Annotated in this window: 23 protein-coding genes; 12 read left to right on the plus strand and 11 right to left on the minus strand. The window is 66.1% G+C overall.

Annotated features, from left to right (window positions below; genetic code table 11):
* Positions 1–5: 5 nt before the first annotated feature.
* From VLK61_RS01630 to VLK61_RS01650, 5 genes are all read right to left on the minus strand, one after another.
* A complete protein-coding gene (locus VLK61_RS01630; RefSeq protein WP_325417607.1) occupies positions 6–881 on the minus strand; it encodes a cobalamin-binding protein in 876 nt (291 codons plus the stop codon).
* Positions 878–1,513 carry an endonuclease III gene (nth, locus tag VLK61_RS01635; protein ID WP_325417609.1) on the minus strand — a complete coding sequence of 212 codons (636 nt, stop codon included), beginning with the start codon at positions 1,511–1,513 and terminating at the stop codon, positions 878–880. Before nth ends, VLK61_RS01630 begins: the two co-directional genes overlap by 4 nt.
* Positions 1,510–2,202: an electron transport complex subunit RsxB gene (gene rsxB / locus VLK61_RS01640; protein WP_414636749.1), complete on the minus strand. Its 693-nt coding sequence runs from the start codon at positions 2,200–2,202 to the stop codon at positions 1,510–1,512. Before rsxB ends, nth begins: the two co-directional genes overlap by 4 nt.
* A gap of 13 nt (positions 2,203–2,215) precedes the next feature.
* A complete protein-coding gene (locus VLK61_RS01645; RefSeq protein ID WP_325417613.1) occupies positions 2,216–3,523 on the minus strand; it encodes a polyhydroxyalkanoate depolymerase in 1,308 nt (435 codons plus the stop codon).
* Between the two features lie 231 nt (positions 3,524–3,754).
* Entirely contained in the window at positions 3,755–4,951 is a 1,197-nt protein-coding gene (locus tag VLK61_RS01650; protein WP_325417615.1) for an amino acid aminotransferase, read from the minus strand.
* A gap of 156 nt (positions 4,952–5,107) precedes the next feature.
* Between VLK61_RS01650 and uvrB the strand changes: the two genes are divergently transcribed.
* From uvrB to fdx, 9 genes are all read left to right on the plus strand, one after another.
* Positions 5,108–7,207, plus strand: coding sequence for an excinuclease ABC subunit UvrB (gene uvrB / locus VLK61_RS01655; protein ID WP_325417617.1), 2,100 nt, complete (start codon positions 5,108–5,110; stop codon positions 7,205–7,207).
* Positions 7,208–7,285: 78 nt separating this feature from the next.
* Positions 7,286–7,759, plus strand: coding sequence for a low molecular weight protein-tyrosine-phosphatase (locus VLK61_RS01660; protein ID WP_325417619.1), 474 nt, complete (start codon positions 7,286–7,288; stop codon positions 7,757–7,759).
* A gap of 179 nt (positions 7,760–7,938) precedes the next feature.
* The gene (gene iscR / locus VLK61_RS01665; RefSeq protein ID WP_325417621.1) at positions 7,939–8,472 is read left to right on the plus strand and encodes a Fe-S cluster assembly transcriptional regulator IscR; all 534 of its coding nucleotides are present in this window, start codon (positions 7,939–7,941) and stop codon (positions 8,470–8,472) included.
* Between the two features lie 63 nt (positions 8,473–8,535).
* Positions 8,536–9,750, plus strand: coding sequence for an IscS subfamily cysteine desulfurase (locus VLK61_RS01670; protein WP_325417623.1), 1,215 nt, complete (start codon positions 8,536–8,538; stop codon positions 9,748–9,750).
* Positions 9,751–9,780: 30 nt separating this feature from the next.
* Complete coding sequence (gene iscU / locus VLK61_RS01675) at positions 9,781–10,203, plus strand: Fe-S cluster assembly scaffold IscU (protein WP_325417625.1); 423 nt, start codon at positions 9,781–9,783, stop codon at positions 10,201–10,203.
* Positions 10,204–10,210: 7 nt separating this feature from the next.
* Positions 10,211–10,534: an iron-sulfur cluster assembly protein IscA gene (gene iscA / locus VLK61_RS01680; RefSeq protein WP_325417627.1), complete on the plus strand. Its 324-nt coding sequence runs from the start codon at positions 10,211–10,213 to the stop codon at positions 10,532–10,534.
* Between the two features lie 63 nt (positions 10,535–10,597).
* The gene (gene hscB, locus VLK61_RS01685; protein WP_325417629.1) at positions 10,598–11,116 is read left to right on the plus strand and encodes a Fe-S protein assembly co-chaperone HscB; all 519 of its coding nucleotides are present in this window, start codon (positions 10,598–10,600) and stop codon (positions 11,114–11,116) included.
* Between the two features lie 20 nt (positions 11,117–11,136).
* Positions 11,137–12,993: a Fe-S protein assembly chaperone HscA gene (hscA, locus tag VLK61_RS01690; protein WP_325417631.1), complete on the plus strand. Its 1,857-nt coding sequence runs from the start codon at positions 11,137–11,139 to the stop codon at positions 12,991–12,993.
* A gap of 17 nt (positions 12,994–13,010) precedes the next feature.
* Positions 13,011–13,349 carry an ISC system 2Fe-2S type ferredoxin gene (gene fdx, locus VLK61_RS01695; RefSeq protein WP_325417633.1) on the plus strand — a complete coding sequence of 113 codons (339 nt, stop codon included), beginning with the start codon at positions 13,011–13,013 and terminating at the stop codon, positions 13,347–13,349.
* 23 nt (positions 13,350–13,372) lie between these two features.
* Here the strand turns inward: fdx and VLK61_RS01700 are convergent, their stop codons facing one another.
* The 5 genes from VLK61_RS01700 to VLK61_RS01720 form a co-directional block, all read right to left on the minus strand.
* Complete coding sequence (locus VLK61_RS01700; protein ID WP_325417635.1) at positions 13,373–14,041, minus strand: histidine phosphatase family protein; 669 nt, start codon at positions 14,039–14,041, stop codon at positions 13,373–13,375.
* 180 nt (positions 14,042–14,221) lie between these two features.
* A complete protein-coding gene (locus tag VLK61_RS01705) occupies positions 14,222–15,022 on the minus strand; it encodes an ABC transporter ATP-binding protein (RefSeq protein ID WP_325417637.1) in 801 nt (266 codons plus the stop codon).
* 14 nt (positions 15,023–15,036) lie between these two features.
* The gene (gene ntrB / locus VLK61_RS01710; protein ID WP_325417638.1) at positions 15,037–15,957 is read right to left on the minus strand and encodes a nitrate ABC transporter permease; all 921 of its coding nucleotides are present in this window, start codon (positions 15,955–15,957) and stop codon (positions 15,037–15,039) included.
* Between the two features lie 21 nt (positions 15,958–15,978).
* Complete coding sequence (locus VLK61_RS01715; protein WP_414636744.1) at positions 15,979–17,268, minus strand: CmpA/NrtA family ABC transporter substrate-binding protein; 1,290 nt, start codon at positions 17,266–17,268, stop codon at positions 15,979–15,981.
* Positions 17,269–17,549: 281 nt separating this feature from the next.
* On the minus strand, positions 17,550–18,188 hold the full coding sequence (locus tag VLK61_RS01720) for an ANTAR domain-containing response regulator (RefSeq protein WP_325417640.1): 639 nt from the start codon (positions 18,186–18,188) through the stop codon (positions 17,550–17,552).
* Positions 18,189–18,278: 90 nt separating this feature from the next.
* Here VLK61_RS01720 and tsaD point away from each other — a divergent pair, with 90 nt between their 5' ends.
* Positions 18,279–19,313 (plus strand): tRNA (adenosine(37)-N6)-threonylcarbamoyltransferase complex transferase subunit TsaD, encoded by a 1,035-nt coding sequence (gene tsaD / locus VLK61_RS01725; protein WP_325417642.1) that lies wholly within the window; start codon positions 18,279–18,281, stop codon positions 19,311–19,313.
* Here tsaD and VLK61_RS01730 read toward each other — a convergent pair.
* On the minus strand, positions 19,306–19,752 hold the full coding sequence (locus VLK61_RS01730; protein WP_325417644.1) for an Hsp20/alpha crystallin family protein: 447 nt from the start codon (positions 19,750–19,752) through the stop codon (positions 19,306–19,308). The two genes, tsaD and VLK61_RS01730, sit on opposite strands and share 8 nt — an antisense overlap.
* A gap of 120 nt (positions 19,753–19,872) precedes the next feature.
* On the opposite strand from VLK61_RS01730, the gene VLK61_RS01735 reads away from it, so the two are divergent.
* Both VLK61_RS01735 and VLK61_RS01740 read left to right on the plus strand, forming a co-directional pair.
* Positions 19,873–21,174, plus strand: coding sequence for a branched-chain amino acid ABC transporter substrate-binding protein (locus VLK61_RS01735; protein ID WP_325417646.1), 1,302 nt, complete (start codon positions 19,873–19,875; stop codon positions 21,172–21,174).
* A 13-nt stretch (positions 21,175–21,187) separates the two neighbouring features.
* Positions 21,188–22,339, plus strand: a complete 1,152-nt coding sequence (locus tag VLK61_RS01740; RefSeq protein ID WP_325417648.1) for a pyridoxal phosphate-dependent aminotransferase — start codon at positions 21,188–21,190, stop codon at positions 22,337–22,339.
* Positions 22,340–22,490 lie beyond the last annotated feature (151 nt).

A 22,490-nucleotide genomic window follows, 5' to 3' on the forward strand; every position in this document is an offset into this window, starting at 1 on the left:
GAATACTAGGGGCGGGCCCGGTCGATCGCTTCGCACAGCGCCTGCGCACCGTCGACGAAGCGCGGCGTCATGCGTGCCAGCAGATGGCCGTCGAGGGCGATCACCTGCCGGCGGCGCACCGCCTCGACGCGGCTGAAGCGCATCCAGGTTTCCAGGCGCGCCGGTTCGTCGCGCGCGACACCGGTGATCACCACCTGCGGGTTCGCGGCCACGGCGGCTTCCCAGCTGATCGTCGGCGTCAGCGTCGGCTGCTGCGCGAAGACGTTGACGCCGCCGCAGGCGCTGATCGCCTGGTCGATCAGGTGCGCCCGGTTCACCGTCATCAGCGGCTCGTGCCACAACTGGTAGAACACCCGCACCGGCGGGCGTTGGGCGTAGCGGGCGCGCAAGGCCTGCCAGCGTGCCTCGGTGTCCTTGGCGGCGGCTTCGGCGACCGCCTCGGTGCCGAACAGCCGGCCCAGCCGGCGCAGCGTTTCAGTCAGGCCCTCCAGCGTGCCGATCTCGCTGTCGTAGGTCGGCAGGCCCAGGGCCTGCAGGCGCTGCTGCTGGCGCGGGTTGACGCCGCTGGACCACATCAGGATCAGCTCGGGCTTCAGCGTCGCGATGACCTCCAGGTTCACCGCAAACGCATCGCCGACGATCGGCAGTTGCGTGACCGGCGGCGGATGGTCGCTGTAGCGCATCACGCCGACCAGGCGCTCGCCGGCGCCCACCGCAAACACCAGTTCGGCCAGGTGCGGTGCCAGCGTGACCACGCGGCGCGCCGGGGCCGGCAGTGTCAACACCTGGCCCAGGTCGTCACGCACGCTGACCGGCGCGGCCGGTGTGGTGCCTGCCGAGCAGGCGGCGAGCAGCAGCGACAGCCAACGCACGAGCTTCATGGCTTGAGCTGCTTTCCGGTGTCGCACCACGGCCGCACGGCGCAGATGCCGCACTTGGGCGAGCGCGCGACACAAACATAGCGCCCATGCAGGATCAACCAATGGTGGGCTTCGATGCGGTAGCGCTCCGGCACCCGTTTCTCCAGTTGCAGCTCGACATGCAGCGGTGTCTTGCCCGGCGCCAGGCCGCTGCGGTTGCTGACGCGGAAGATGTGCGTGTCAACCGCCATCGTCGGTTCACCGAAGGCCACGTTCAGGACCACGTTCGCGGTCTTGCGGCCGACGCCGGGCAGGGCTTCCAGCGCGGCACGGCTGCGCGGCACCTGGCCACCATGCCGGTCGATCAGCATCTGGCAGGTCTGCAGCAGGTGCTTGGCCTTGTTGCGGTACAGCCCGATCGTGCGGATGTGCTCGCACAAGCGCTCATGGCCCAGCGCCAGCAGCGCCTGCGGCGTGTTGGCCACCGGGAACAGCCGGCGCGTGGCCTTGTTGACGCCCACATCGGTGGCCTGCGCCGACAGCAGCACAGCCGCCAGCAGCTCGAACACGCTGGTGTATTCCAGCTCGCTGGCCGGTTGCGGGTTCGCCGCGGCCAGCGTGGCGAAGAAGGATTCGATGTCTGCAGCGTTCATGAGTCTTCACCTGCCGGCTTGCGTGCCCGGGCCAGCGCGGCCTCGATCACCGCGCGCTTGGCGCTGATGGCATCGGGATCGCTCAGCCGGGTCTGGTTCTCCAGATCGGCCAATTTGGCCCTGGCCTTGGCGGCCAGGCGTTCGTCGTTCTCGCGCTTGTCGCGCTCCAGGCGCAGCTGGTGAAAGGCATAACGTTCACGCGACGCGTCCGCCTGTGCGGGCGACCAGGCTGCCCAGCCGCTGCGTTCGGTGTTGACAGGCTGCATCGCGATGCAGTCGACCGGACACACTGGTACGCACAGCTCGCAACCGGTGCACAGCGCGTCGATCACGGTGTGCATCAGCTTCGGCGCGCCGATGATGCAATCCACCGGGCAGGCCTTGATGCACAGCGTGCAGCCGATGCACCAGGCTTCGTCGATCACCGCGAGTGTCAGTGGGCCCTCGAGGCCATGGCTTTCATCCAGCGGCAGCACCGGCCGGCCGGTGATCTCCGCGAGCCGCACGATGCCTTCGGTGCCGCCGGGCGGGCATTGGTTGATGCCGGCTTCACCGGCCGCGATGGCTTCGGCGTAGTGTCGGCAATCCGGGTAGCCGCAGCGTGTGCACTGGGTCTGCGGCAGCGCCGCGTCGATGCGCGCGGCGAGCAGGATAACGGGAGATTCGGCGGTGGCAGTCACCGCCGGGATTATCCGCGCCGGATCAGGCCCTGCGGGCCGTGCGCTTGCGCGCCGCGGGTTGGGGCGCGCCGAGGTCGATGCGTTCTTCTTCGGCGTTGAAGCGCTGGATGAAGGCCTTGATCTCCGGGTACACCTTTTCGCGCCAGCGGCGGCCCGAGAAGATGCCGTAGTGGCCCGCGCCGACCACGTCGTAGTGGAACTGGCGGTCCTTGGGAATGCCGGTGCACAGCTCATGCGCGGCCTTGGTCTGGCCGGCGCCGGAAATGTCGTCCAGTTCACCTTCCACCGTCATCATCGCGCTGGTGGTGATGTCCTGCGGCTGCACGATGGTGCCGTCGACATCCCAGGTGCCGTTGACCAGCGCGAAGTCCTGGAACACCGTCTTGATGGTGTCCAGGTAGTACTCGGCCGGCATGTCCAGCACGGCGTTGTACTCGTCGTAGAACTGGCGGTGCGATTCGGCGCTGTCGTCATCGCCGCGCACCAGATCGAGGAAGTAGTCGTAGTGCGAGCTGACGTGGCGGTCCGGGTTCATCGCGACGAAGCCGGTGTGCTGCAGGAAGCCCGGGTACACGCGACGGCCGGCGCCGGGGAAGTTCGGCGGCACGCGGTAGATCACGTTGTTCTCGAACCACTCGAAGCTCTTGTTCATCGCCAGGTTGTTCACCGCGGTGGGCGAACGGCGGGCGTCGATCGGGCCACCCATCATCGTCAGCGTGCGCGGCGTGAATTCGCCATGCGTGGCCATCAGCGACACGGCGGCCAGCACCGGCACGGTCGGCTGGCACACCGAGATCACGTTGACCTCGGGGCCGATGTAGCGGATGAATTCCTGGATGTAGGCGATGTAGTCGTGCAGGTGGAAGCTGCCTTCTTCGATCGGCACGGTGCGGGCGTCGGTCCAGTCGGTGATCAGCACCTTGTGGTCGGCCAGCAGCATCTTCACCGTGTCGCGCAGCAGCGTGCTGTGGTGGCCTGACAGCGGTGCCACGACCAGCACGGTCGGCTGGTTCTTCATCGTCTCCAGCACCGGCGCGTTGTCGGTGAAGCGCTTGAAGCGCAGCAGCCGGCAGAAGGGCTTGTTGATCGGCACCTGCTCCTGCACCGCCACCTCGACACCGTCGACCAGCGCGCCGCGGATGTCGAACTCGGGCTTTTCGTAGTCCTTGGCCAGCCGGTGCATCAGGTCCAGGCCTGCCGACACGCGCTGCGCCATCGGCGTGTGCGTGAACGGCGACAAGGGGTGGTTGTACAGCTTGGACGTCGCGCTGGCGAACTCGGAAAACGGCGCCATCAGCGCACGTTGGGTTTCATAAAGCTGGTACAGCATTTCAGGACCACTCCGTTGAGACTGCCATGACGACGACGCAATTATGCTGCAGTGCAGCAATCGTGTATGGTAACGCTTGCATCGTCGCCGTGCACGGGTTCCGATGATCGAGTAATAACACGTACTTTTGAACTGATTTCACCGACACGTCGTCGTTTCGACGTCAAGCGCGTGGGTGAGTTCACGAAAAAAAGCCCGGCGAACCGGGCTTGCATCAACTTGTCAGTGGCTTCAAATCACCGTGGCGATCGAGGCCACCACATGGTCGATGTTGCGGGTGTTCAGCGCTGCCACGCAGATGCGGCCGGAATCGACGCCGTAAACGCCGAACTCGCTGCGCAGCCGTTGCATCTGGGCCTGCGTCAGGCCCGAGTAGCTGAACATGCCGCACTGGCGCGTGATGAAGCTGAAATCCTGCTGGACGCCGGCAGCCACCAGCTTGTCGGCCAGCAGCGTGCGCATCTGCTTGATGCGCAGGCGCATGCCGGCCAGTTCCTCTTCCCACATCTTGCGCAGCGTCGGCGTGTCCAGCACCGTCGCGACGACCTGCGCGCCATGCGTCGGCGGGTTGGAGTAGTTGGTGCGGATCACGATCTTCAGCTGCGACAGCACGCGCTGCGCCTCGTCCTTGCTGGCGCAGACAAGGCTCAACGCGCCGACGCGCTCGCCGTACAGCGAGAAGCTTTTCGAGAACGAGGTCGAGATGAAGAAGTCCAGGCCTGAAGCGAGGAACTGCTGCACCACCGCGCCGTCTTCGGCGATGCCGTCGCCGAAGCCCTGGTAGGCCATGTCGAGGAAGGGCACCAGGCCGCGGGCCTTCAGCACGGCGATCACCTGCTCCCACTGTGCCGGCGAGATGTCGTAGCCGGTCGGGTTGTGGCAGCAGGCGTGCAGCACGACGATGCTGCCGGCCGCGGCGGCGTTCAGGTCGGACAGCATCGCATCGAAGCGCACGCCACGCGCTTCGGCGTCGTAGTACGAGTAGCTCTGGACCGGGAAGCCGGCACTGGTGAACAGCGCGCGGTGGTTTTCCCAGCTCGGATCGCTGATCAGGACGGTGGCATCGGGTTGCAGCTTCTTCAGGAAATCCGCGCCGAGCTTCAGGCCGCCGGTGCCGCCGAGCGCCTGCACCGTGGCCACACGGCCTTCGCGCAGCACGGCGCTGTCGGCGCCGAAAACCAGGCCTTGCACGGCCTTGTCATACGCGGCGATGCCGTCGATGGGCAGGTAGCCGCGGGGCTTGGTCGCTTCGACCAGCTGCTTTTCGGCCGCCTGCACGCACTGCAGCAGCGGCAGCTTGCCGTTGTCGTCGAAGTACACCCCGACACCCAGGTTGACCTTGCCCGGGTTGGGGTCGGCGTTGAATTGCTCGTTCAGGCCCAGGATCGGGTCGCGCGGGGCCATGTCGACGGCGGCAAACAGCGTCATGTCGGAAACATCCTGTCAGAAGGGTGGCAGCAGCCTGGCGGGAAGGTGACGAGGTGGGGCTGCAGGCCCGATGCCGCTGCGCTACGCTGTCGGAATGAGCACGCAGCCGCTGGCAACACCAGGCGGACCGAATTTTAGACGTTCAGGGATTACCCGATGACTCAGCTTGCCGAAGTGGACACTCCCGCGCCGACCGAAGGAGAGTTCGTCAGCTTCCCGGATTCGCCGTTCCAGCTGTTCCAACCCTACCCGCCGGCGGGTGATCAGCCCACCGCGATCGATCAACTGGTCGAGGGCATCAACGACGGCCTGACCTACCAGACGCTGCTGGGCGTGACCGGCTCCGGCAAGACCTTCACGATGGCCAATGTGATCGCCCGGCTGGGCCGGCCGGCGATCGTGTTTGCGCCGAACAAGACGCTGGCGGCGCAGCTGTACAGCGAGTTCCGCGAGTTCTTCCCGAAGAACGCTGTCGAGTACTTCGTCAGCTATTACGATTACTACCAGCCCGAGGCCTACGTGCCGCAGCGCGACCTGTTCATCGAGAAGGATTCGTCGATCAACGAGCACATCGAGCAGATGCGGCTGTCGGCGACCAAGAGCGTGCTGGAGCGGCGCGACACCATCATCGTGGCCTCAGTCAGCGCGATCTACGGCATCGGCAAGCCCGAGGACTACACGCAGATGCGCTTCATCGTGCGCGTGGGCGACACGATCGGCCAGCGCGACGTGATCGCGCAGCTGATCCGCATGCAGTACACCCGCAACGAAACCGACTTTTCGCGCGGCAGCTTTCGCGTGCGCGGCGACACGATCGACGTGTTCCCGGCCGAGCACAGCGAGCTGGCCGTGCGGCTGGAGCTGTTCGACGACGAGGTTGAGAGCCTGTCGCTGCTGGATCCCTTGACGGGGCACGTGCGGCAGAAGGTGCCACGCTTCACGATCTACCCGTCCAGCCACTATGTGACGCCGCGTGAGCGCGTGCTGGCGGCCATCGAAACCATCAAGATCGAGTTGCGCGAGCGTGTGGCCGAATTCGTCGCCGCCGGCAAGCTGGTGGAAGCGCAGCGGCTGGAGCAGCGCACGCGCTTCGACCTGGAGATGATGCAGGAGGTCGGCCACTGCAAGGGCATCGAGAACTACACGCGGCATTTGTCCGGTGCCAAGCCGGGTGAGCCGCCGCCGACCCTGGTGGACTACCTGCCGCGCGACGCGCTGATGTTCCTGGACGAGAGCCATGTGCTGATCGGCCAGTTCGGCGGCATGTACAACGGCGACCGCGCCCGAAAGACGGTTCTTTCCGAGTACGGCTTCCGCTTGCCCAGCGCGCTGGACAACCGGCCGCTGAAGTTCGAGGAATTCGAGACCAAGATGCGCCAGGCGGTGTTCGTCTCGGCCACGCCGGCGGCCTACGAGCAGCAGCACGCCGGCCAGGTGGTGGAGCAACTGGTGCGGCCCACCGGGCTGGTCGACCCGCTGGTCGAGGTGCGGCCCGCCACGCACCAGGTCGACGACGTGCTGCAGGAGATCCGCGACCGTGTCGAGATCCGCGAGCGGGTGCTGATCACCACGCTGACCAAGCGCATGGCCGAGCAGCTGACCGACTACCTCACCGACAACGGCGTCAAGGTGCGCTACCTGCACTCGGACATCGATACCGTCGAACGGGTCGAGATCATCCGCGACCTGCGGCTGGGCGTGTTCGATGTGCTGGTCGGCATCAACTTGCTGCGCGAAGGGCTGGACATCCCGGAGGTTTCGCTGGTGGCCATCCTCGATGCCGACAAGGAAGGCTTCCTGCGGTCCGAGCGCAGCCTGATCCAGACCATCGGCCGCGCGGCCCGCCACATCAACGGCCGCGCCATCCTCTATGCCGACAAGATGACCGATTCGATGCGCAGCGCGCTGGGCGAAACCGAGCGCCGGCGCCTGAAGCAGATTGCGCACAACGAGCTGATGGGCATCGTGCCGCGCAGCGTGATGAAGCAGGTCAAGGAGATGATCGACGGCATCGTCAACGCCCAGGACGACAAGAGCAAGGTGCGCGGCATGGTCGAGGCGGCGGCGGGCGAACTGCTGTCGGAGAAGGACCTGGCCAAGCGCATCAAGTTGCTGGAGCGGCAGATGCTGGACCATGCCAAGAACCTGGAGTTCGAAAAGGCTGCGCGGGTGCGCGACCAGTTGGCGCTGCTGCGTGAGCAGGCCTTTGGTGCCGGCGGCGGGCACGATGCCAACGTGATCCCGCTCACGCGCTGAACGACCGGCGCATGCCGGCACATCGGCTATGCTGCCGCTCCCGTGTGGTCCTTCCTGCGTCGCCGTCCCTTGCCCGAGTTGAACGTCCTGATGGTCTGCCTCGGCAACATTTGCCGGTCGCCAACGGCCGAAGCGGTGCTGCGGGCCAAGCTGGCGCGAGCCGGGCTGGACCATCGCGTCGGTGTCGCGTCGGCCGGTACCCACGGCGAGCGAGGCACGCCGCCGGACGCACGCGCGGTGGCGGCAGGGGCCAAGCGCGGATACGACTTGGCGGCCATTCGCTCGCGCCGCATCGCCGCGGCGGACTTTGAACGCTTCCATGTCGTACTGGCCATGGACCGCGAGAACCTGGACCATTTGTCGGCCAGTTGCCCGGCACCACTCGCCCAGCGCCTGGGCTTGTTGCTGCAGTACGCACCGGCCGCAGGCCTGCAGGAAGTGCCTGATCCCTACTACGGCGGGCCGGCCGGTTTCGAGCGCGTGCTGGACCTGATCGAACCGGCCTGCGATGGTCTGGTGGTGACGCTGCAACGCCAATTGGCCGAGCGCTGACCGGGGAACTTCCCGGGCCAATGCCGACCAAAACAGTCGGCTTCAGGTATACTTGACTAACGCAGTCGGATAACGATTGCCACGTCTCGTAGACACGTCGGCTGCTCGCCGATCTGACCGCCGAAACCGCTGTCCGATCGTCTTGCTGCGGCGCTGCCGCGAGCACTCAGGAGAACCCAATGCGTCTGACCACCAAAGGCCGATTTGCTGTTACCGCGATGATCGATCTGGCCCTGCGCTCGAACAACGGGCCGGTTGCGCTGGCGGCCATCAGCCAACGTCAGCAGATCTCGCTTTCCTACCTTGAGCAACTCTTCGGCAAGCTGCGCCGGCATGAGTTGGTGGAAAGCACCCGCGGCCCCGGCGGCGGTTACTCGCTGGGCCGCCGTGCCGATGAAATCACCGTCGCCGACATCATTGTCGCGGTCGATGAGCCAATCGATGCCACCGGCTGCGCCGGCAAGGAAAACTGCATGGGCGACGACGCCGGCCGCTGCATGACGCACGACCTGTGGGCCAGCCTGAACCAGAAAATGATCGAATACCTCGATTCGATTTCGCTCAAGAAGCTGGTCGATGACCAACTCGCCAAGGGCGTGTCGATCGAAGAAGCGCCGATCAAGCGTGCAATCTCCACCGTGCCAGTGGTCAAGCCGATCAAGGTCACCGCGCCGAATTCCGTGTTTGCCCTTGGCAACGCCATGTCCAAGTGACGCAAGGCCGTGTCCAAGTAAGTCTGCAGACCCGTTGTTGAAGTCCTTTCGTCCCCTACATCCATGACCCCGCACTTCCCGATCTACCTCGACTACGGCGCCACGACGCCGGTGGACTCGCGTGTTGTCGACGCGATGATTCCCTGGCTTCGCGAGCATTTCGGCAATCCGGCCTCGCGCAGTCACGCCTGGGGTTGGGAGGCGGAAGAGATCGTCGAGAAATCTCGGGAGAAGGTGGCTGCGCTGGTTGGCGCTGATCCACGCGAAATTGTCTGGACCTCCGGCGCTACTGAATCCATCAACCTGGCGATCAAGGGTGCGGCGCAGTTCTACAAGACCCGCGGCAAGCACCTGATCACGCTGAAGACCGAGCACAAGGCCGTGCTCGACACGATGCGCGAACTGGAGCGCCAGGGCTTCGAGGTCACATACCTCGACGTGCAGCAGAACGGCCTGCTGGACCTGGACCGCTTCAAGGACGCATTGCGTCCGGACACGATCCTGGTGTCGGTGCTGCTGGTCAACAACGAGATCGGCGTGATCCAGGACATTCCGGCCATCGGCGCGATGTGCCGCGAGCGCGGCATCATCTTCCACGTCGATGCGGCGCAGGCCACCGGCAAGGTGTCGATCGACTTGAGCAAGCTGCCGGTCGACCTGATGAGCCTGGCCTCGCACAAGACCTACGGCCCCAAGGGCATCGGCGCGCTGTACGTGCGCCGCAAGCCGCGGGTGCGCATCGAGGCCCAGATGCACGGTGGTGGGCACGAGCGTGGCATGCGCTCAGGCACGCTGGCCACGCACCAGATCGTCGGCATGGGCGAGGCTTATCGCCTGGCCGGCGAAGAGATGGGCACCGAGAGCGAACGCATCCGCATGCTGCACCACAAGCTGCTGTCGGGACTGAGCGACATCGAGCAGGTTTTCATCAACGGCGACCTCGAGCGCCGCGTGCCGCACAACCTGAACATCTCGTTCAATTTCGTCGAGGGCGAATCGCTGATCATGGGCGTCAAGGGCCTGGCAGTGTCGTCCGGCTCGGCCTGCACCTCGGCCAGCCTGGAGCCCAGTTATGTGCTGCGCGCGCTGGGCCGGAGCGACGAACTGGCGCATTCGAGCCTGCGCATGACGATCGGCCGCTTCACCACCGAAGCGGAGATCGATTACGCCGTCAGCACGCTGAAGGATCGCGTGGCCAAGCTGCGCGAACTCTCGCCGTTGTGGGAGATGTACCGCGACGGCATCGACATCAGCTCAATCCAGTGGACGGCCCACTGATCACCGTACAAGCATCGTTGGAGAACCCTCATGGCATACAGCGACAAGGTCATTGACCACTACGAAAATCCGCGCAACGTCGGCTCCTTTGAAAAGGGTGACGACACGGTCGGCACCGGCATGGTCGGCGCGCCGGCCTGCGGCGACGTGATGAAGCTGCAGATCAAGGTCAACCCGGCCACCGGGCTGATCGAGGACGCTCGCTTCAAGACTTATGGCTGCGGCTCGGCCATCGCTTCCAGCTCGCTGGTGACCGAATGGGTCAAGGGCAAGACGCTGGACCAGGCGCTGACGATCAAGAACACCAACATCGCCGAAGAACTGGCGCTGCCGCCGGTGAAGATCCACTGCTCGATCCTGGCCGAAGACGCGATCAAGGCCGCGGTGAAGGACTACCAGGCCAAGCATGGCGAAGCCGCGGCTGAGCCTGCTGAGGCCGGCCGTGCCCACTGAGTCGGCCATGGCTGTCACCCTGTCGGAGGCCGCAGCGCGGCATGTGTCGCGCTACATCAGCAAACGCGGCAAGGGCGTCGGTGTGCGCCTGGGCATCAAGACCACCGGCTGTTCGGGCCTGGCCTACAAGCTGGAGTACGCTGATGAGATTGCGCCCGAGGACCATGTGTTTGAAGGCCACGGCGTGAAGATCCTGGTCGACCCGAAGAGCCTGCCCTACATCGAGGGCACCGAACTGGACTTCGTGCGCGAAGGCTTGAACGAAGGCTTCAAGTTCCACAACCCGCGCGAGAAAGATCGCTGCGGCTGCGGAGAGTCCTTCCGCGTGTAAGCCGAATTCGGCTTGTATAGCGAGGCGCGGTGTGGTTTGCCGCGCCTTTGTTTTGTGTCACCCATGAAGATCGACGACGACGATTTCACGCTGTTCGGCCTGGAGCCCCGCTTTGCGCTCGACCCCGCGCTGTTGGACGACCGCTGGCGCGCGCTGCAGGCCGAGGTGCACCCGGACCGCTTCGTCAGCGAAGGTGCAGCCGCTCAACGCCTGGCGATGCAATGGGCCGTGCGTGTCAACGAGGCCTATCGCCGGCTGAAAAATCCCTTGAAGCGCGGCGCCTACCTGTGCGAATTGCGCGGTGCACCCATCGAGGCCGAGAACAACACGGCGATGCCGCCGGCCTTCCTGATGCAACAGATGGCCTGGCGCGAAGCGCTGGATGACGCCGAGGGCGCTGCCGCGGTGGAAGCGCTGGACCGCAGCGTCGCGCAGCACGAAGCCACGCTGATTGAGCAACTGCGCCTGACGCTGGACGAGCAGCAAGACGCCCCTGCCGCCGCGGCGCAGGTGAGGGCGCTGATGTTCGTGCATCGTTTCCGTGACGACATTCACCGGCGCCTCGAAGCGCTGGATGCCTGACCTTCGAAGAACAAGATCCCATGGCCTTGCTGCAGATCTCCGAACCCGGGCAGACGCCCGACCCGCATGCACGGCGTGTCGCCGTCGGCATCGACCTGGGCACCACGCATTCGCTGGTCGCTGCGGTGCGCCACGGCGTGACCGAATGCCTGCCCGACGGCCAGGGCCGCGTGATCCTGCCATCGGTCGTGCGCTACCTGGACCAGGGCGGCCGCCAGATCGGCTTCGACGCGCGGGCAGCGCAGGGCGAGGATCCGGAGAACACCATTGCGTCGGTCAAGCGTTTCATGGGGCGCGGGCTGGCCGACATCCATGGCCACGATCGGCTGCCCTATCGCTTCGTCGATCAGCCGGGCATGGTGGCGTTGGACACGCGTGCCGGCCGCAAGACGCCGGTGGAAGTGTCGGCCGAAATCCTGGCCACGCTGCGCTACCGCGCCGAGGACACCTTCAACGACGATTTGTTCGGCGCCGTGATCACTGTGCCGGCCTACTTCGACGAAGCCCAGCGCCAAGCCACCAAGGACGCCGCGCAGCTGGCGGGGCTGAACGTGCTGCGCCTGATCAATGAACCGACGGCCGCCGCGGTGGCCTATGGCCTGGACAACGGCAGCGAAGGCCTGTACGCGGTGTACGACCTGGGTGGCGGCACCTTCGACATCTCGCTGCTGCGCCTGTCGCGCGGCGTGTTCGAGGTGGTGGCTGCCGGTGGCGACGCCGCTCTGGGCGGCGATGATTTCGACCATGCGCTGGCCGACTGGGCCTTGCAGCAAGCCCATGCCGCGGCCGTGACGCCGCAAGACAAGCGCCAGGTGCTGGTGGCCGCGCGGGCGGCCAAAGAAGCGCTGACCGATGCGGCCGAGGCGACGCTGAACTGCAGCATCGGCGATCGGCCGATCAGCGTGCCGGTGACGCGCGAGCAGTTCGATGCGCTGACGCGCCCGCTGGTCGACCGCACCCTGGCCGGCGTGCGCAAGGTGTTGCGCGACGCGCGCGTGCAGAAGGACGATGTGCAAGGTGTCGTGATGGTCGGCGGCTCCACCCGCATGCCGGCGGTGCGCGCGGCAGTGGGCGACCTGTTCGGCCGGCCGCCGCTGATCAACCTGAACCCCGACGAAGTGGTGGCCATTGGCGCGGCCATCCAGGCCAATGCGCTGGCCGGCAATGCCAAGGATGGCGAACTGCTGCTGCTGGACGTGATTCCGCTGTCGCTGGGACTGGAGACCATGGGTGGCTTGGTCGAGCGCGTGATCGAGCGCAACACCACGATTCCGGTGGCCAAGGCGCAGGACTTCACGACCTTCAAGGACGGCCAGACGGCCATGGCCATCCATGTGCTGCAAGGCGAGCGTGAGCTGGTCAGCGATTGCCGCTCGCTGGCGCGCTTCGAGCTGCGCGGCATCCCGCCGATGGTCGCCGGTGCCGCGCGCATCCGCGTCAGCTTCCAGGTCGATGCGGATGGTTTGCTCAGCGTCTCGGCCCGTGAGCTGGGCTCGGGCGTCGAGGCTGCGGTGGTCGTGAAGCCCAGTTACGGCCTGGCCGACGACGAGATCGCGCGCATGCTGCGTGAAGGCTTCGCCAGCGCCGAGACGGACATGGTGGCGCGACGCTTGAGCGAATCGCGCGTCGAGGCCCAGCGCATGAGCCTGGCCACGCAGGCGGCGCTGGCGGCCGACGGCGAGTTGCTGACCGAAGCCGAACACACGGCCATCCATGCCTTGCTGGCCGAGTTGACCCAAATGGCCGCCGGCGAGGACGCTGCGAAGATCGACGCTGCCATCGAAGCGCTTGCCCAGGGCACCGAAGCCTTTGCCGCCGCGCGCATGAACCGCGGCATCCGCGCTGCGTTGACCGGCCGCAAGGTCGAAGACATCTGATCCTCCAGGCCACACCGATGCCCGTCATCAAGATCCTCCCGCACCCCGACTACTGCCCGCAGGGCGATTCGATCGAAGCGCCACGCGGCACCTCGATCTGCGAGGCCTTGCTTGAGAACGGCATCGCGATTGAGCACGCCTGCGAGATGAGTTGCGCCTGCACCACCTGCCACGTGGTCGTGCGCCAGGGCTTTGCGTCGCTGAACGAGCAGGACGAGAGCGAAGAAGACCTGCTCGACCGTGCCTGGGGGCTGGAGCCGCAATCGCGCCTGAGTTGCCAGGCCATCGTGGCCGGCGAAGACCTGACGATCGAGATTCCCAAATACTCGATCAACCACGCACGAGAGAACCACTGAGCGTGGCCTGAGCCACCGCTGGCTCAGGCGTGTGTGATCCAGTCGGCGTACTCCGCACTGTCCAGGTGCGGCAGCGTGTTGTAAGTCACCAGCGAGTGGCGCTTCGGCGTGAACGTGAACTCGGTGACCGAGCTGTTGCGGATGCGCAGGTTCAGCTCGATCGATGCTTCCGGCGTCGCGCCCATCAGCAGCCCGACCGCGGTGGCAATCGGCCCGCCGCTGGAGACGATCAGCACGTCGCCATCATGGTGCGTGCGCACGTGGTCCAGCGCGCCGCGGACGCCGGCGACGAAGTCGGCGTAGCGGGGCATGCCCAGCGGCTGGGACTTGCCGGCCATCCATTGCTGCAGGCCGTCGCGCAGTAGGCGGAAGTGGTGGCGGACCATCTCCGGCGAAGTCGGCTTCTCGAGCGTTTGCGGGTGCACGGTGGCAATCACCGCGTGGCTGTCGTATTCATTGAGGCCGGGCCACCGCAGCGGATCCTGGCGAGCTTGCAGGCCCTCGGCAATGCCTTCGTAGCTTTGGATCTGGCGCTGCAGCGTGCCGGTCAGCACGCCGTCAAAGCTCAGGCCCTTGGTGCGGAAGTAGTCGCCCAGCCGCACGCATTGGCGGGTGCCCAGGGGGCTGAGTTGATCGTAGTTGTCGGCGCCAAACGAGGCCTGGCCGTGGCGCACCAGAAAGAGTCGTCCCATGTGCGTGATTGTGGCGTTTGCCGCTGCTTCGTCTTGTCACCGCTGCGACCTGCGAAAAAAAACCCCCCGGCGTCGGAGCCGAGGGGTTGGACGAAAGGGCCCAGGCCCTGCTGAGGAGATAGACAGACGCCGTTTCCGGACGCCAGTCCAATCTGAGCAAGGGCTATGCCAGAGCCTGACTCAAGCAGCCACCTTTTCAACGTGGCCGTGCCGCGTGTACAGAAAGTCCAGCACCTCCTTGCGGCAGTGCACGTACTTGGTGTCCTCGGCCAGTTCCACGCGGTTGCGCGGGCGCGGCAGGTCGACCGTCAGGATCTCGCCGATCGTCGCGGCCGGCCCATTGGTCATCATCACGATGCGGTCGGACAGCAGCACGGCCTCGTCGACATCGTGCGTCACCATCACCACGGTGCTGTGCGTGCGCGCGACGATCTTCAGCAGTTCGTCCTGGAGGTGCGCACGGGTCAGCGCGTCCAGTGCGCCGAAGGGCTCGTCCATCAGCAGCACCTTGGGCTCCATCGCAAGCGCGCGGGCAATGCCCACGCGCTGCTTCATGCCGCCGGAGACTTCATGCGGCCGCTTGTTCAGCGCATGCCCCATGCCGACCAGATCGAGCGCCGCCTTGGTGCGCGCCTTCAGCTGCGGCTTGCCTTCGGCAGTGCCGAACACACGCTCGACCGCCAGATAGACGTTCTCGAAGCAGGTCAGCCAGGGCAGCAGCGAATGGTTCTGGAACACCACCGCGCGCTCCGGCCCCGGCGCATTGATCTCCTTGTTGTCGCACAGCAGCACGCCGGAGGAGGGCAAGAGCAGCCCGGCGATCAGGTTCAGCAGCGTCGACTTGCCGCAGCCGGAGTGGCCGATCAAGGTGACGAATTCGCCCTTGTCGACCGTCAGGTCGATCTCGCGCAGTGCGTGGAAACGGCCCTTGCGGGTGGTGAACACCATCTCGGCGTTCTGCACTTGGATGAAGTGGTTCATGCGTGATCCTTTCTTCAGTCGTCGAACGAGAAACGCTTGGCGATGGTCATCAGCATCTGCTCGAGCAGCAGGCCGACGATGCCGATCACGAAGATCGCGATGATGATGTGCTGGACGTTGAGGTTGTTCCATTCGTCCCACACCCAGAAGCCGATGCCCACGCCGCCGGTCAGCATCTCGGCTGCGACGATCACCAGCCACGCGGTGCCCACCGACAGGCGCACGCCGGTCAGCATGTAGGGCAGCACGGCCGGGAACAGGATGCGCGTGATGATCTTCCATTCACTGAGGTTCAGCACCCGGGCGACGTTCAGGTAGTCGGCCGGCACGCGCTGCACACCCACTGCGGTGTTGATGATCATCGGCCAGATCGAGCAGATGAAGATGGTCCAGATGGCGGCCGGGTTGGCCGACTTGAAGACCAGCAGGCCGATCGGCAGCCAGGCCAGCGGTGACACCGGCCGCAGCAGGCTGACCAGCGGCGAGACCATGCGGTTCAGGAACTCGAAGCGCCCGAGCATGAAGCCCATCGGGATGCCGACCGCGGCGGCCATGCCGAAACCGACCGCCACGCGCTTCAGCGAGAACAGGATGTTCCAGCCGATGCCCTGGTCGTTCGGCCCCTTGGAATAGAACGGGTCGGCGAACAGCTTGACCGCGGCGTCGAAGGTCATCGCCGGAGTCGGGAAGCTGGTGCTTTTGATCGTTAGCAGTGCCCAGATGCCGATCAGCAGCGCGATCCCCGCCAGCGGCGGCAGCACCTTCAGCGCGATGCTGCGCCAGTCGATCGGTGTGCGAGCCGCGGCAGGGGCCGCCGGTGCCACGGCCGGCGCCGGCGTGGCCGCAGCGCCGGCCGTGTTCGGCCGCGTGGTCGCGCCGCGCTGCTTGTCGGCGGCGGCGGCCTCGAGAGGGGAATGAAACACAGCAGAGACCATCGTGTTCTCCTTGGCGGCCGATCAGGCCTTGACCTTGAACGAATCCGCGTACTTGGCCGGGTCCTTGCCGTCCCAGACCACGCCGTCGATGAACTTCGACGAGCGCATCACGTCCTTCGGCACGCTGACCTTGAGGCCCGCCGCCGCTTCCTTGTAGAGCTCGACCTGGTTGATCTGCTTGGCCACGCCCAGGTAGTCCGGGTGATCCTTCAGCAGACCCCAGCGCTTGTGCTGCGTCAGGAACCACATGCCGTCGCTCAGGTACGGGAAAGTCACCGCGCCGTCGTTGAAGAACTTCATGTGGTTCGGGTCGTCCCAGGTCTTGCCCAGGCCGTTCTGGTAGCGGCCCAGGATGCGCTGGTTGATCGCATCGACACCAGTGTTGACATAGGACTTGTCGGCCACCGTCTCGGCCATCTTCATTTTGTTCTGCAGGCCGGCGTCGATCCAGCGGCCGGCCTCGATGATGGCCATCGTCACGGCGCGCGCCGTGTTGGGGTACTTCTTGACGAAGTCTCCGGTGGTGCCCAGCACCTTCTCGGGGTGGTCCTTCCAGATATCCTGGGTCGTGACACCGGTGATGCCGATGCCATCCACGATCGCGCGGTGGCCCCAGGGCTCGCCGACGCAGTAGCCGTCCATGTTGCCCACGCGCATGTTGGCCACCATCTGCGGCGGCGGCACGGTGATGACCTTGGCGTCCTTCATCGGGTTGATGCCCACGCTGGCCAGCCAGTAGTACAGCCACATCGCGTGCGTGCCGGTCGGGAAGGTCTGCGCAAAGGTGTATTCGCGCTTGTCGCTGTTCATCACCTTGGCCAGGCTGGCGCCGTCCACAGCGCCCTTGTCGGCCAGCTTCTTCGACAGCGTGATCGCCTGGCCGTTGTGGTTGAGCGTCATCAGCACGGCCATGTCCTTCTTCGGTCCGCCCACCCCCAGGTGAACGCCGTAGATCAAGCCGTACAGCACGTGCGCCATGTCCAGTTCGCCGTTGACCAACTTGTCGCGCACACCGGCCCAGGAGGCTTCCTTGGTCGGGATGATCTTCACGCCGTACTTCTTGTCGAAGCCCAGCACCGAAGCCATCACCACGCTGGCGCAGTCGGTCAGCGGGATGAAGCCGATGCGCACTTCTTCCTTTTCGGGCTTGTCGGAGCCGGCGGCGTAAACGGCGGCCTGCAGGCCGGGAATCATGCCGGTGGCGCCGGCGGTGGCAGCGGTCGCGGCGGCGGCCTTGATGACAGTGCGGCGTCCCATGTCGATGGTGTCCTTCTGGCTGGTCGGCGAGCGCGTGGGCAAGCTGATGGGCATCGTGATCTCTCGTCTCGAAACAACAAAAAGAAAAGGCGTCCGCACCGTTCAGCCCGTTGGGGCCGTGGGTGGGGACGCCGTCGTCCTGCCGCATGCGCATCAGCATTGATGTGCACCGGCTGTGTTCGAAAGATCGCCGTTGATCTTCCTCGATCAGACCTGAGCAATAGCCATGCCAGCAGTATTGGCGGGGCGTCGGCCGGTCGGCCGTGTTGCGTCGCACCAAAAGAGGGTGACCACGCCTGTTTCGTGTGCTGCCGGGTCGCGCCGGCGCACCGTGTTCATCCGAGCAGGTCGACGGCGTCGATCATGCGCTGGGCCAGATCGGCCAGCTTCAGGCCCTTGTCCATGGCCGTCTTGCGCAGCCGCGCATAGGCCTCTTCTTCGCTCAGGCCCTGGCGTTTCATTAACAGGCCCTTGGCCCGTTCGACGACCTTGCGGTCGCTGAGCTGGCCGCGTGCATCGGCCAGCTCCCGACGCATCGACTCTTCAACCTGGAAGCGGGCCATCGCCACATCCAGCACCGGTTTCACCCGCACTGGTGACAGGCCGGCCACGACGTAGGCCGTGACACCGGCGGCGATGGCATCCTTCACATGCGTGGTGTCGTCATCGTCCGTGAACAGAACGATGGGCCGGCGCGCGTCGCGCGTGGCCATCACCACATGCTCCAGCGTGTCGCGGGCCTGGCTTTCGGCGTCGACGATGATCAGGTCGGGCTGGATCTGGGCCAGGCGATCGGGCAGGAACATGTCCGACGGCAGCACCGCGACGATGTTGTAGCCGCTCTCCAGCAGCCCGATCCGCAGCTGGCGCGAGCGCTCGGCCGCGCCCCAGGCCTCGGCGTCCTCATCGGCGTCGGGGACCAGGGATTCGGGGGCGACGATGACAATGCGCAGCGCTGACGCGGGTTCGACCATGGCAGATTGCCTGCAACATCCGAGCCAAGCCTACGCCTGTTCGGCCCCGCAGGCGAGATCCCGCGGACCCGGGCACTACACTCGCGCCGCATGAACGTGCTGGGCATCGAATCCTCCTGCGACGAAACCGGCGTGGCGCTGGTCAGCAGCACTGGCTCCGGCGTGCCCCGCTTGCGTGCGCATGCACTGCACAGCCAGGTGCAGATGCACGAAGCATTTGGCGGTGTGGTGCCCGAACTGGCCTCGCGCGACCACATCCGCCGCGTGCTGCCGCTGGCGCGCGAGGTGCTGGCGCAGGCCGGCTGCAGCCTGCAGCAAGTGGACGTGGTGGCCTTCACCCGAGGCCCCGGCCTGGCGGGCGCGCTGCTGGTGGGCGCCGGCGTGGCCTGCGGGTTAGCGGCCGCGCTGGATGTGCCGACCTTGGGCGTGCACCACCTCGAAGGGCATCTGCTGTCGCCGTTCCTGTCGGTAGACCCGCCCGAGTTTCCGTTCGTCGCGCTGCTGGTGTCGGGGGGGCACACGCAGTTGATGCGGGTCGAAGCGGTCGGGCGGTATGAGTTGCTCGGCGAATCGATCGACGATGCCGCCGGCGAGGCCTTCGACAAATCGGCCAAGCTGCTGGGCTTGGGCTACCCCGGTGGGCCCGCGTTGTCGCGTCTGGCCGAGCAGGGCCGAGCCGATGCGTTTGCGCTGCCGCGGCCGCTGCTGCACAGCGGCAACCTCGACTTCTCGTTTGCCGGACTGAAGACTGCTGTGCTGACCCAGCATCGCCGGCTCGGGCCCCAGCCCACGCCGCAGCAGGTGGCCGACCTTGCCGCATCGACCCAGGCCGCCATCGTCGAGGTGCTGGTGAAGAAGTCGCTGAACGCGCTGAAGACCACCGGGCTCAAGCGCCTGGTGGTCTCCGGTGGTGTGGGTGCTAACGCGGAATTGAGGCGGCAGCTGGATGCGGCTGCCAAGAAGCGCGGCCTGCGCGTGCACTACCCTGAACTCGAACTGTGCACCGACAACGGCGCGATGATCGCGCTGGCTGCGGCAATGCGGCTGCAGGCCGGCGCGGCGCAGGCATCGAAGGACTACGCCTTCGACGTGCGGCCGCGCTGGCCGCTGGCCGAGATCACTTGACCTCGATCTGCCTGCTGCCGGCCGCTTGCTTCTTCGCCAGCGTCAGCGTCAGCACGCCGTTTTCCAGCCGGGCTTCCGAGGCCTCCTGATGGATGTCGACAGGCAGCGTCAGGCTGCGCGCGAAGCTGGCCACCGAGCGCTCGCTGTAGACGATGCGGTCGCTGTCCTTCTTGTCGTCGAGCTTCAGGGCCTGGGCCTCGATGTCGACGCGGCGGCCTTCGATGGTGATCTTCACCTGGTCCTTGGCGATGCCGGGCAGATCCACCGTGACGGTGTAGGCCTGCTCGGTTTCGATGACCTCGAGCGCGGGGCTGCGCGCCGGGGTGGCATTGCTGCGCTGTGTCGAGGCGAAGAAGCGGTCGAACAAGGCGTCGTCGAAAAAGCCGTTGAACGAGCGTGACAGGGCAGGGCTGCGGCGGGAGACGGGAACGAGGAACATGGTCAACTCCTAGAATGACGGTGTAGGTGCTGCTGCGCTGTTTCAGCGCGCTCATCTGCATCACCCATGCCGCTGAACTTGGCAGCGGCGCTCCCGTTTTCAAGCCTTCTGCTCCTGCCAATGACCCCTGCATTTTTCAAGCGGCTCAGCCTTGTGCTGGCCGGTGTCGTCGCCATATGCGCGAGCCTGCTGACCGACGCCCGGGCCCAGGCCACCCCTGCCGAGCCGGTGCGGGTGGCGATGATCGAAGGTCTGTCCGGTGCCTTCGCGAATGCCGGCGAGGCCGTGTACCGCAACCTGCTGTGGGCTGTCGAGCGCGTGAACCAGCGCGGCGGCGTCAAGCTGCCCGGCGGTGCGCGGCCGCTGGAACTGCTGCGCATGGACAGCAAGGGCAACGCCGATGAAGCGCTGTCGCTGCTGCGCAGCGCCACAGACCAGCGCATCGGCTTCGTGATGCAGGGCAACAGCTCGGCGGTGGCCGCGGCGCTGGTCGATGCGCTGAACAAGCACAACGAACGCGAACCCACGCGGCGTGCCTTGCTGCTGAATTACTCGGCCGTCGAGCCCGCCTTGACCAACGAGCGCTGCAGCTTCTGGCACTTCCGCTTCGACGCGCATGCCGACATGCGCCTGGCCGCGCTGACCGAGGTGCTGAAGGACGACCGCAGCATCCAGCGCGCCTACCTGATCGGCCAGGATTACAGCTTCGGCCAGTACGTCGTGAAGCTGGCGCGCGTGGCGATCGAGGCGAAACGGCCGGACATCCAGATCGTCGGCGAAGAACTGCACCCGATGGGCCGCGTGAAGGACTTCCTGCCCTATGCCAGCAAGATCCGCGCAAGCGGGGCGCAGGCGGTGGTCACCGGCAACTGGGGCAACGACCTGACGCTGCTGGTCAAGGCCGTGCGCGAGCTGGGTGTGCCGGTCAAGTTCTACACGTTCTACGGCAACGCGCTGGGCGTGCCGGCCACGCTGGGCGAAGCCGGTGTCGGTTCGGTGCTGGCGGTGGCCGAATGGCATGCCAATGCCGGCGGCGCGGCCTCCGATGCGCTGGTGCAGCGCTTCCACCAGCGCTTCCCCGATCCCAGGGACGACTACCTGCATGCGCGCATGCAGGCGATGGTCGAGCTGCTGGTGCAGGCCATTGAGCGCGCCAAGACCACCGATGCCACGGCCGTGGCCCGCGCCCTCGAAGGCCTGAAGCTCGACGCCACCGCGCTGGGCGGCGTGCACGAAGGCGTGATGCGCGCCGAGGATCACCAGTTCCAGCAGCCTCTGTTCGTCAGCCAGATGGACAAGCAGGGTGCTGCCGGCGTGCGCCACGATGTCGAAGGCTCGGGCTACGGTTTCCGCACCGTGCGCCGCCTGGATGCCCGCCAGGCGGAACTGCCGCACACCTGCCGCATGACGCGGCCGAACTAGGAGCAGACGCAGCATGCGCAATGTCATCACCCACCTGCCGGGCTCGAAGATCCGCGAGGTGGCCAATGCCGGGCTGGGCCGCAGCGATGTGCTGGCGTTCTGGTTCGGCGAAAGCGACGAAGTGACGCCTGAGGCAGTGCGCCAGGCCGCGGCTGAATCGCTGGCGCGCGGCGAGACCTTCTACTCGCACAACCTGGGGCTGGCCGAGCTGCGCGACGCGCTGCGAAGCTACACCGCGTCACTGCATGGCGATCCGGGCGAAGACCGCATCGCAGTGACGTCATCCGGCGTCACCGCGCTGATGCTGGCAATGCAGATGCTGGTGGATGCGGGCGACGAGGTGGTCGTCGTCACACCGGTCTGGCCCAACTTGCCGTCGCAACCGGCCATCCTGGGAGCGCGGGTGCGGCGCGTGCCGCTGGCGCCGGATGCCCAGGGCGCCTGGCGCCTGGACCTGCAACAGCTCATCGATGCGGTGACACCGGACACGCGTGTGCTGCTGGTGAACGCGCCGAACAACCCCACCGGCTGGACCTTGTCGCGCGGCGAGCAGCAGGCCTTGCTGGACCACTGCCGCCGCACCGGCACCTGGATCGTCGCCGACGAGGTGTACGAGCGGGTCTGGTTCGGCGATGGCATCGCGGCGCCGAGTTTTCTCGACCTGGCCACGCTTGACGATCGCGTCGTCATCGTGCACAGCTTTTCGAAGAGCTTCCTGATGACCGGCTGGCGCCTGGGCTGGCTGGTGCTGCCGCGGGGCCACCTCGATGCGATGGGCAAGCTGATCGAGTTCAACAGCTCCTGCGCACCGGTCTTCGTGCAGCGCGGCGGTCTGGCGGCGCTGGCTGAAGCGGAACGCAGCGTGCCGGCCCTGGTGCAGCGCCTGCGCGAATGCCGCGATGTGCTGTGCACGGCATTGGCGGGTGTGCCCGGCGTGCGCGTGGCGGTGCCGCAGGGCGGGCTCTACGCTTTCCTGCAAGCCCCGGGTGCCGGCGACTCACTGGCCTTTGCCAAGCACCTGGTGGCCGCGCACGGCCTGGGCCTGGCCCCGGGTGCGGCCTTCGGCGACGAAGGCGAAGGCTGGCTGCGCTGGTGCTTCGCATCGCGCGACCCAAAACGGCTGCTGCAGGGGGTTGAGCGGCTGAGCTCCGCGCTGGGCCTATAATCCGCAGGTTTTGCGCTCGACAGAGTTCGAAATACGAGCACGGCGCGGGTCGGTTTCACCCGCTGCCGCAAGTGGCGCCATCAGTGGCAAATCGGAAACCGCAGCGGATTGATCTCAAGGTGAGATCGAGCCCGGACCGCGGTTTCCAAAT

It is taken from the genome of Aquabacterium sp., assembly GCF_035476535.1.
Classification (GTDB): Bacteria; Pseudomonadota; Gammaproteobacteria; order Burkholderiales; family Burkholderiaceae_C; genus Pseudaquabacterium.

Bases quoted from the DNA above. Each gene is read 5' to 3' on its own strand.
- hscA (WP_325417631.1), top strand. From the start codon at position 11,137: ATGGCCTTGCTGCAGATCTCCGAACCCGGGCAGACGCCCGACCCGCAT.
- nth (WP_325417609.1), bottom strand. From the start codon at position 1,513: ATGAACGCTGCAGACATCGAATCCTTCTTCGCCACGCTGGCCGCGGCG.
- uvrB (WP_325417617.1), top strand. From the start codon at position 5,108: ATGACTCAGCTTGCCGAAGTGGACACTCCCGCGCCGACCGAAGGAGAG.
- iscR (WP_325417621.1), top strand. From the start codon at position 7,939: ATGCGTCTGACCACCAAAGGCCGATTTGCTGTTACCGCGATGATCGAT.
- fdx (WP_325417633.1), top strand. From the start codon at position 13,011: ATGCCCGTCATCAAGATCCTCCCGCACCCCGACTACTGCCCGCAGGGC.
- iscU (WP_325417625.1), top strand. From the start codon at position 9,781: ATGGCATACAGCGACAAGGTCATTGACCACTACGAAAATCCGCGCAAC.
- VLK61_RS01730 (WP_325417644.1), bottom strand. From the start codon at position 19,752: ATGTTCCTCGTTCCCGTCTCCCGCCGCAGCCCTGCCCTGTCACGCTCG.
- VLK61_RS01740 (WP_325417648.1), top strand. From the start codon at position 21,188: ATGCGCAATGTCATCACCCACCTGCCGGGCTCGAAGATCCGCGAGGTG.
- iscA (WP_325417627.1), top strand. From the start codon at position 10,211: ATGGCTGTCACCCTGTCGGAGGCCGCAGCGCGGCATGTGTCGCGCTAC.
- VLK61_RS01630 (WP_325417607.1), bottom strand. From the start codon at position 881: ATGAAGCTCGTGCGTTGGCTGTCGCTGCTGCTCGCCGCCTGCTCGGCA.
- VLK61_RS01705 (WP_325417637.1), bottom strand. From the start codon at position 15,022: ATGAACCACTTCATCCAAGTGCAGAACGCCGAGATGGTGTTCACCACC.
- VLK61_RS01700 (WP_325417635.1), bottom strand. From the start codon at position 14,041: ATGGGACGACTCTTTCTGGTGCGCCACGGCCAGGCCTCGTTTGGCGCC.
- VLK61_RS01735 (WP_325417646.1), top strand. From the start codon at position 19,873: ATGACCCCTGCATTTTTCAAGCGGCTCAGCCTTGTGCTGGCCGGTGTC.
- hscB (WP_325417629.1), top strand. From the start codon at position 10,598: ATGAAGATCGACGACGACGATTTCACGCTGTTCGGCCTGGAGCCCCGC.
- VLK61_RS01715 (WP_414636744.1), bottom strand. From the start codon at position 17,268: ATGCCCATCAGCTTGCCCACGCGCTCGCCGACCAGCCAGAAGGACACC.
- tsaD (WP_325417642.1), top strand. From the start codon at position 18,279: ATGAACGTGCTGGGCATCGAATCCTCCTGCGACGAAACCGGCGTGGCG.
- ntrB (WP_325417638.1), bottom strand. From the start codon at position 15,957: ATGGTCTCTGCTGTGTTTCATTCCCCTCTCGAGGCCGCCGCCGCCGAC.
- VLK61_RS01645 (WP_325417613.1), bottom strand. From the start codon at position 3,523: ATGCTGTACCAGCTTTATGAAACCCAACGTGCGCTGATGGCGCCGTTT.
- VLK61_RS01650 (WP_325417615.1), bottom strand. From the start codon at position 4,951: ATGACGCTGTTTGCCGCCGTCGACATGGCCCCGCGCGACCCGATCCTG.
- VLK61_RS01670 (WP_325417623.1), top strand. From the start codon at position 8,536: ATGACCCCGCACTTCCCGATCTACCTCGACTACGGCGCCACGACGCCG.
- VLK61_RS01720 (WP_325417640.1), bottom strand. From the start codon at position 18,188: ATGGTCGAACCCGCGTCAGCGCTGCGCATTGTCATCGTCGCCCCCGAA.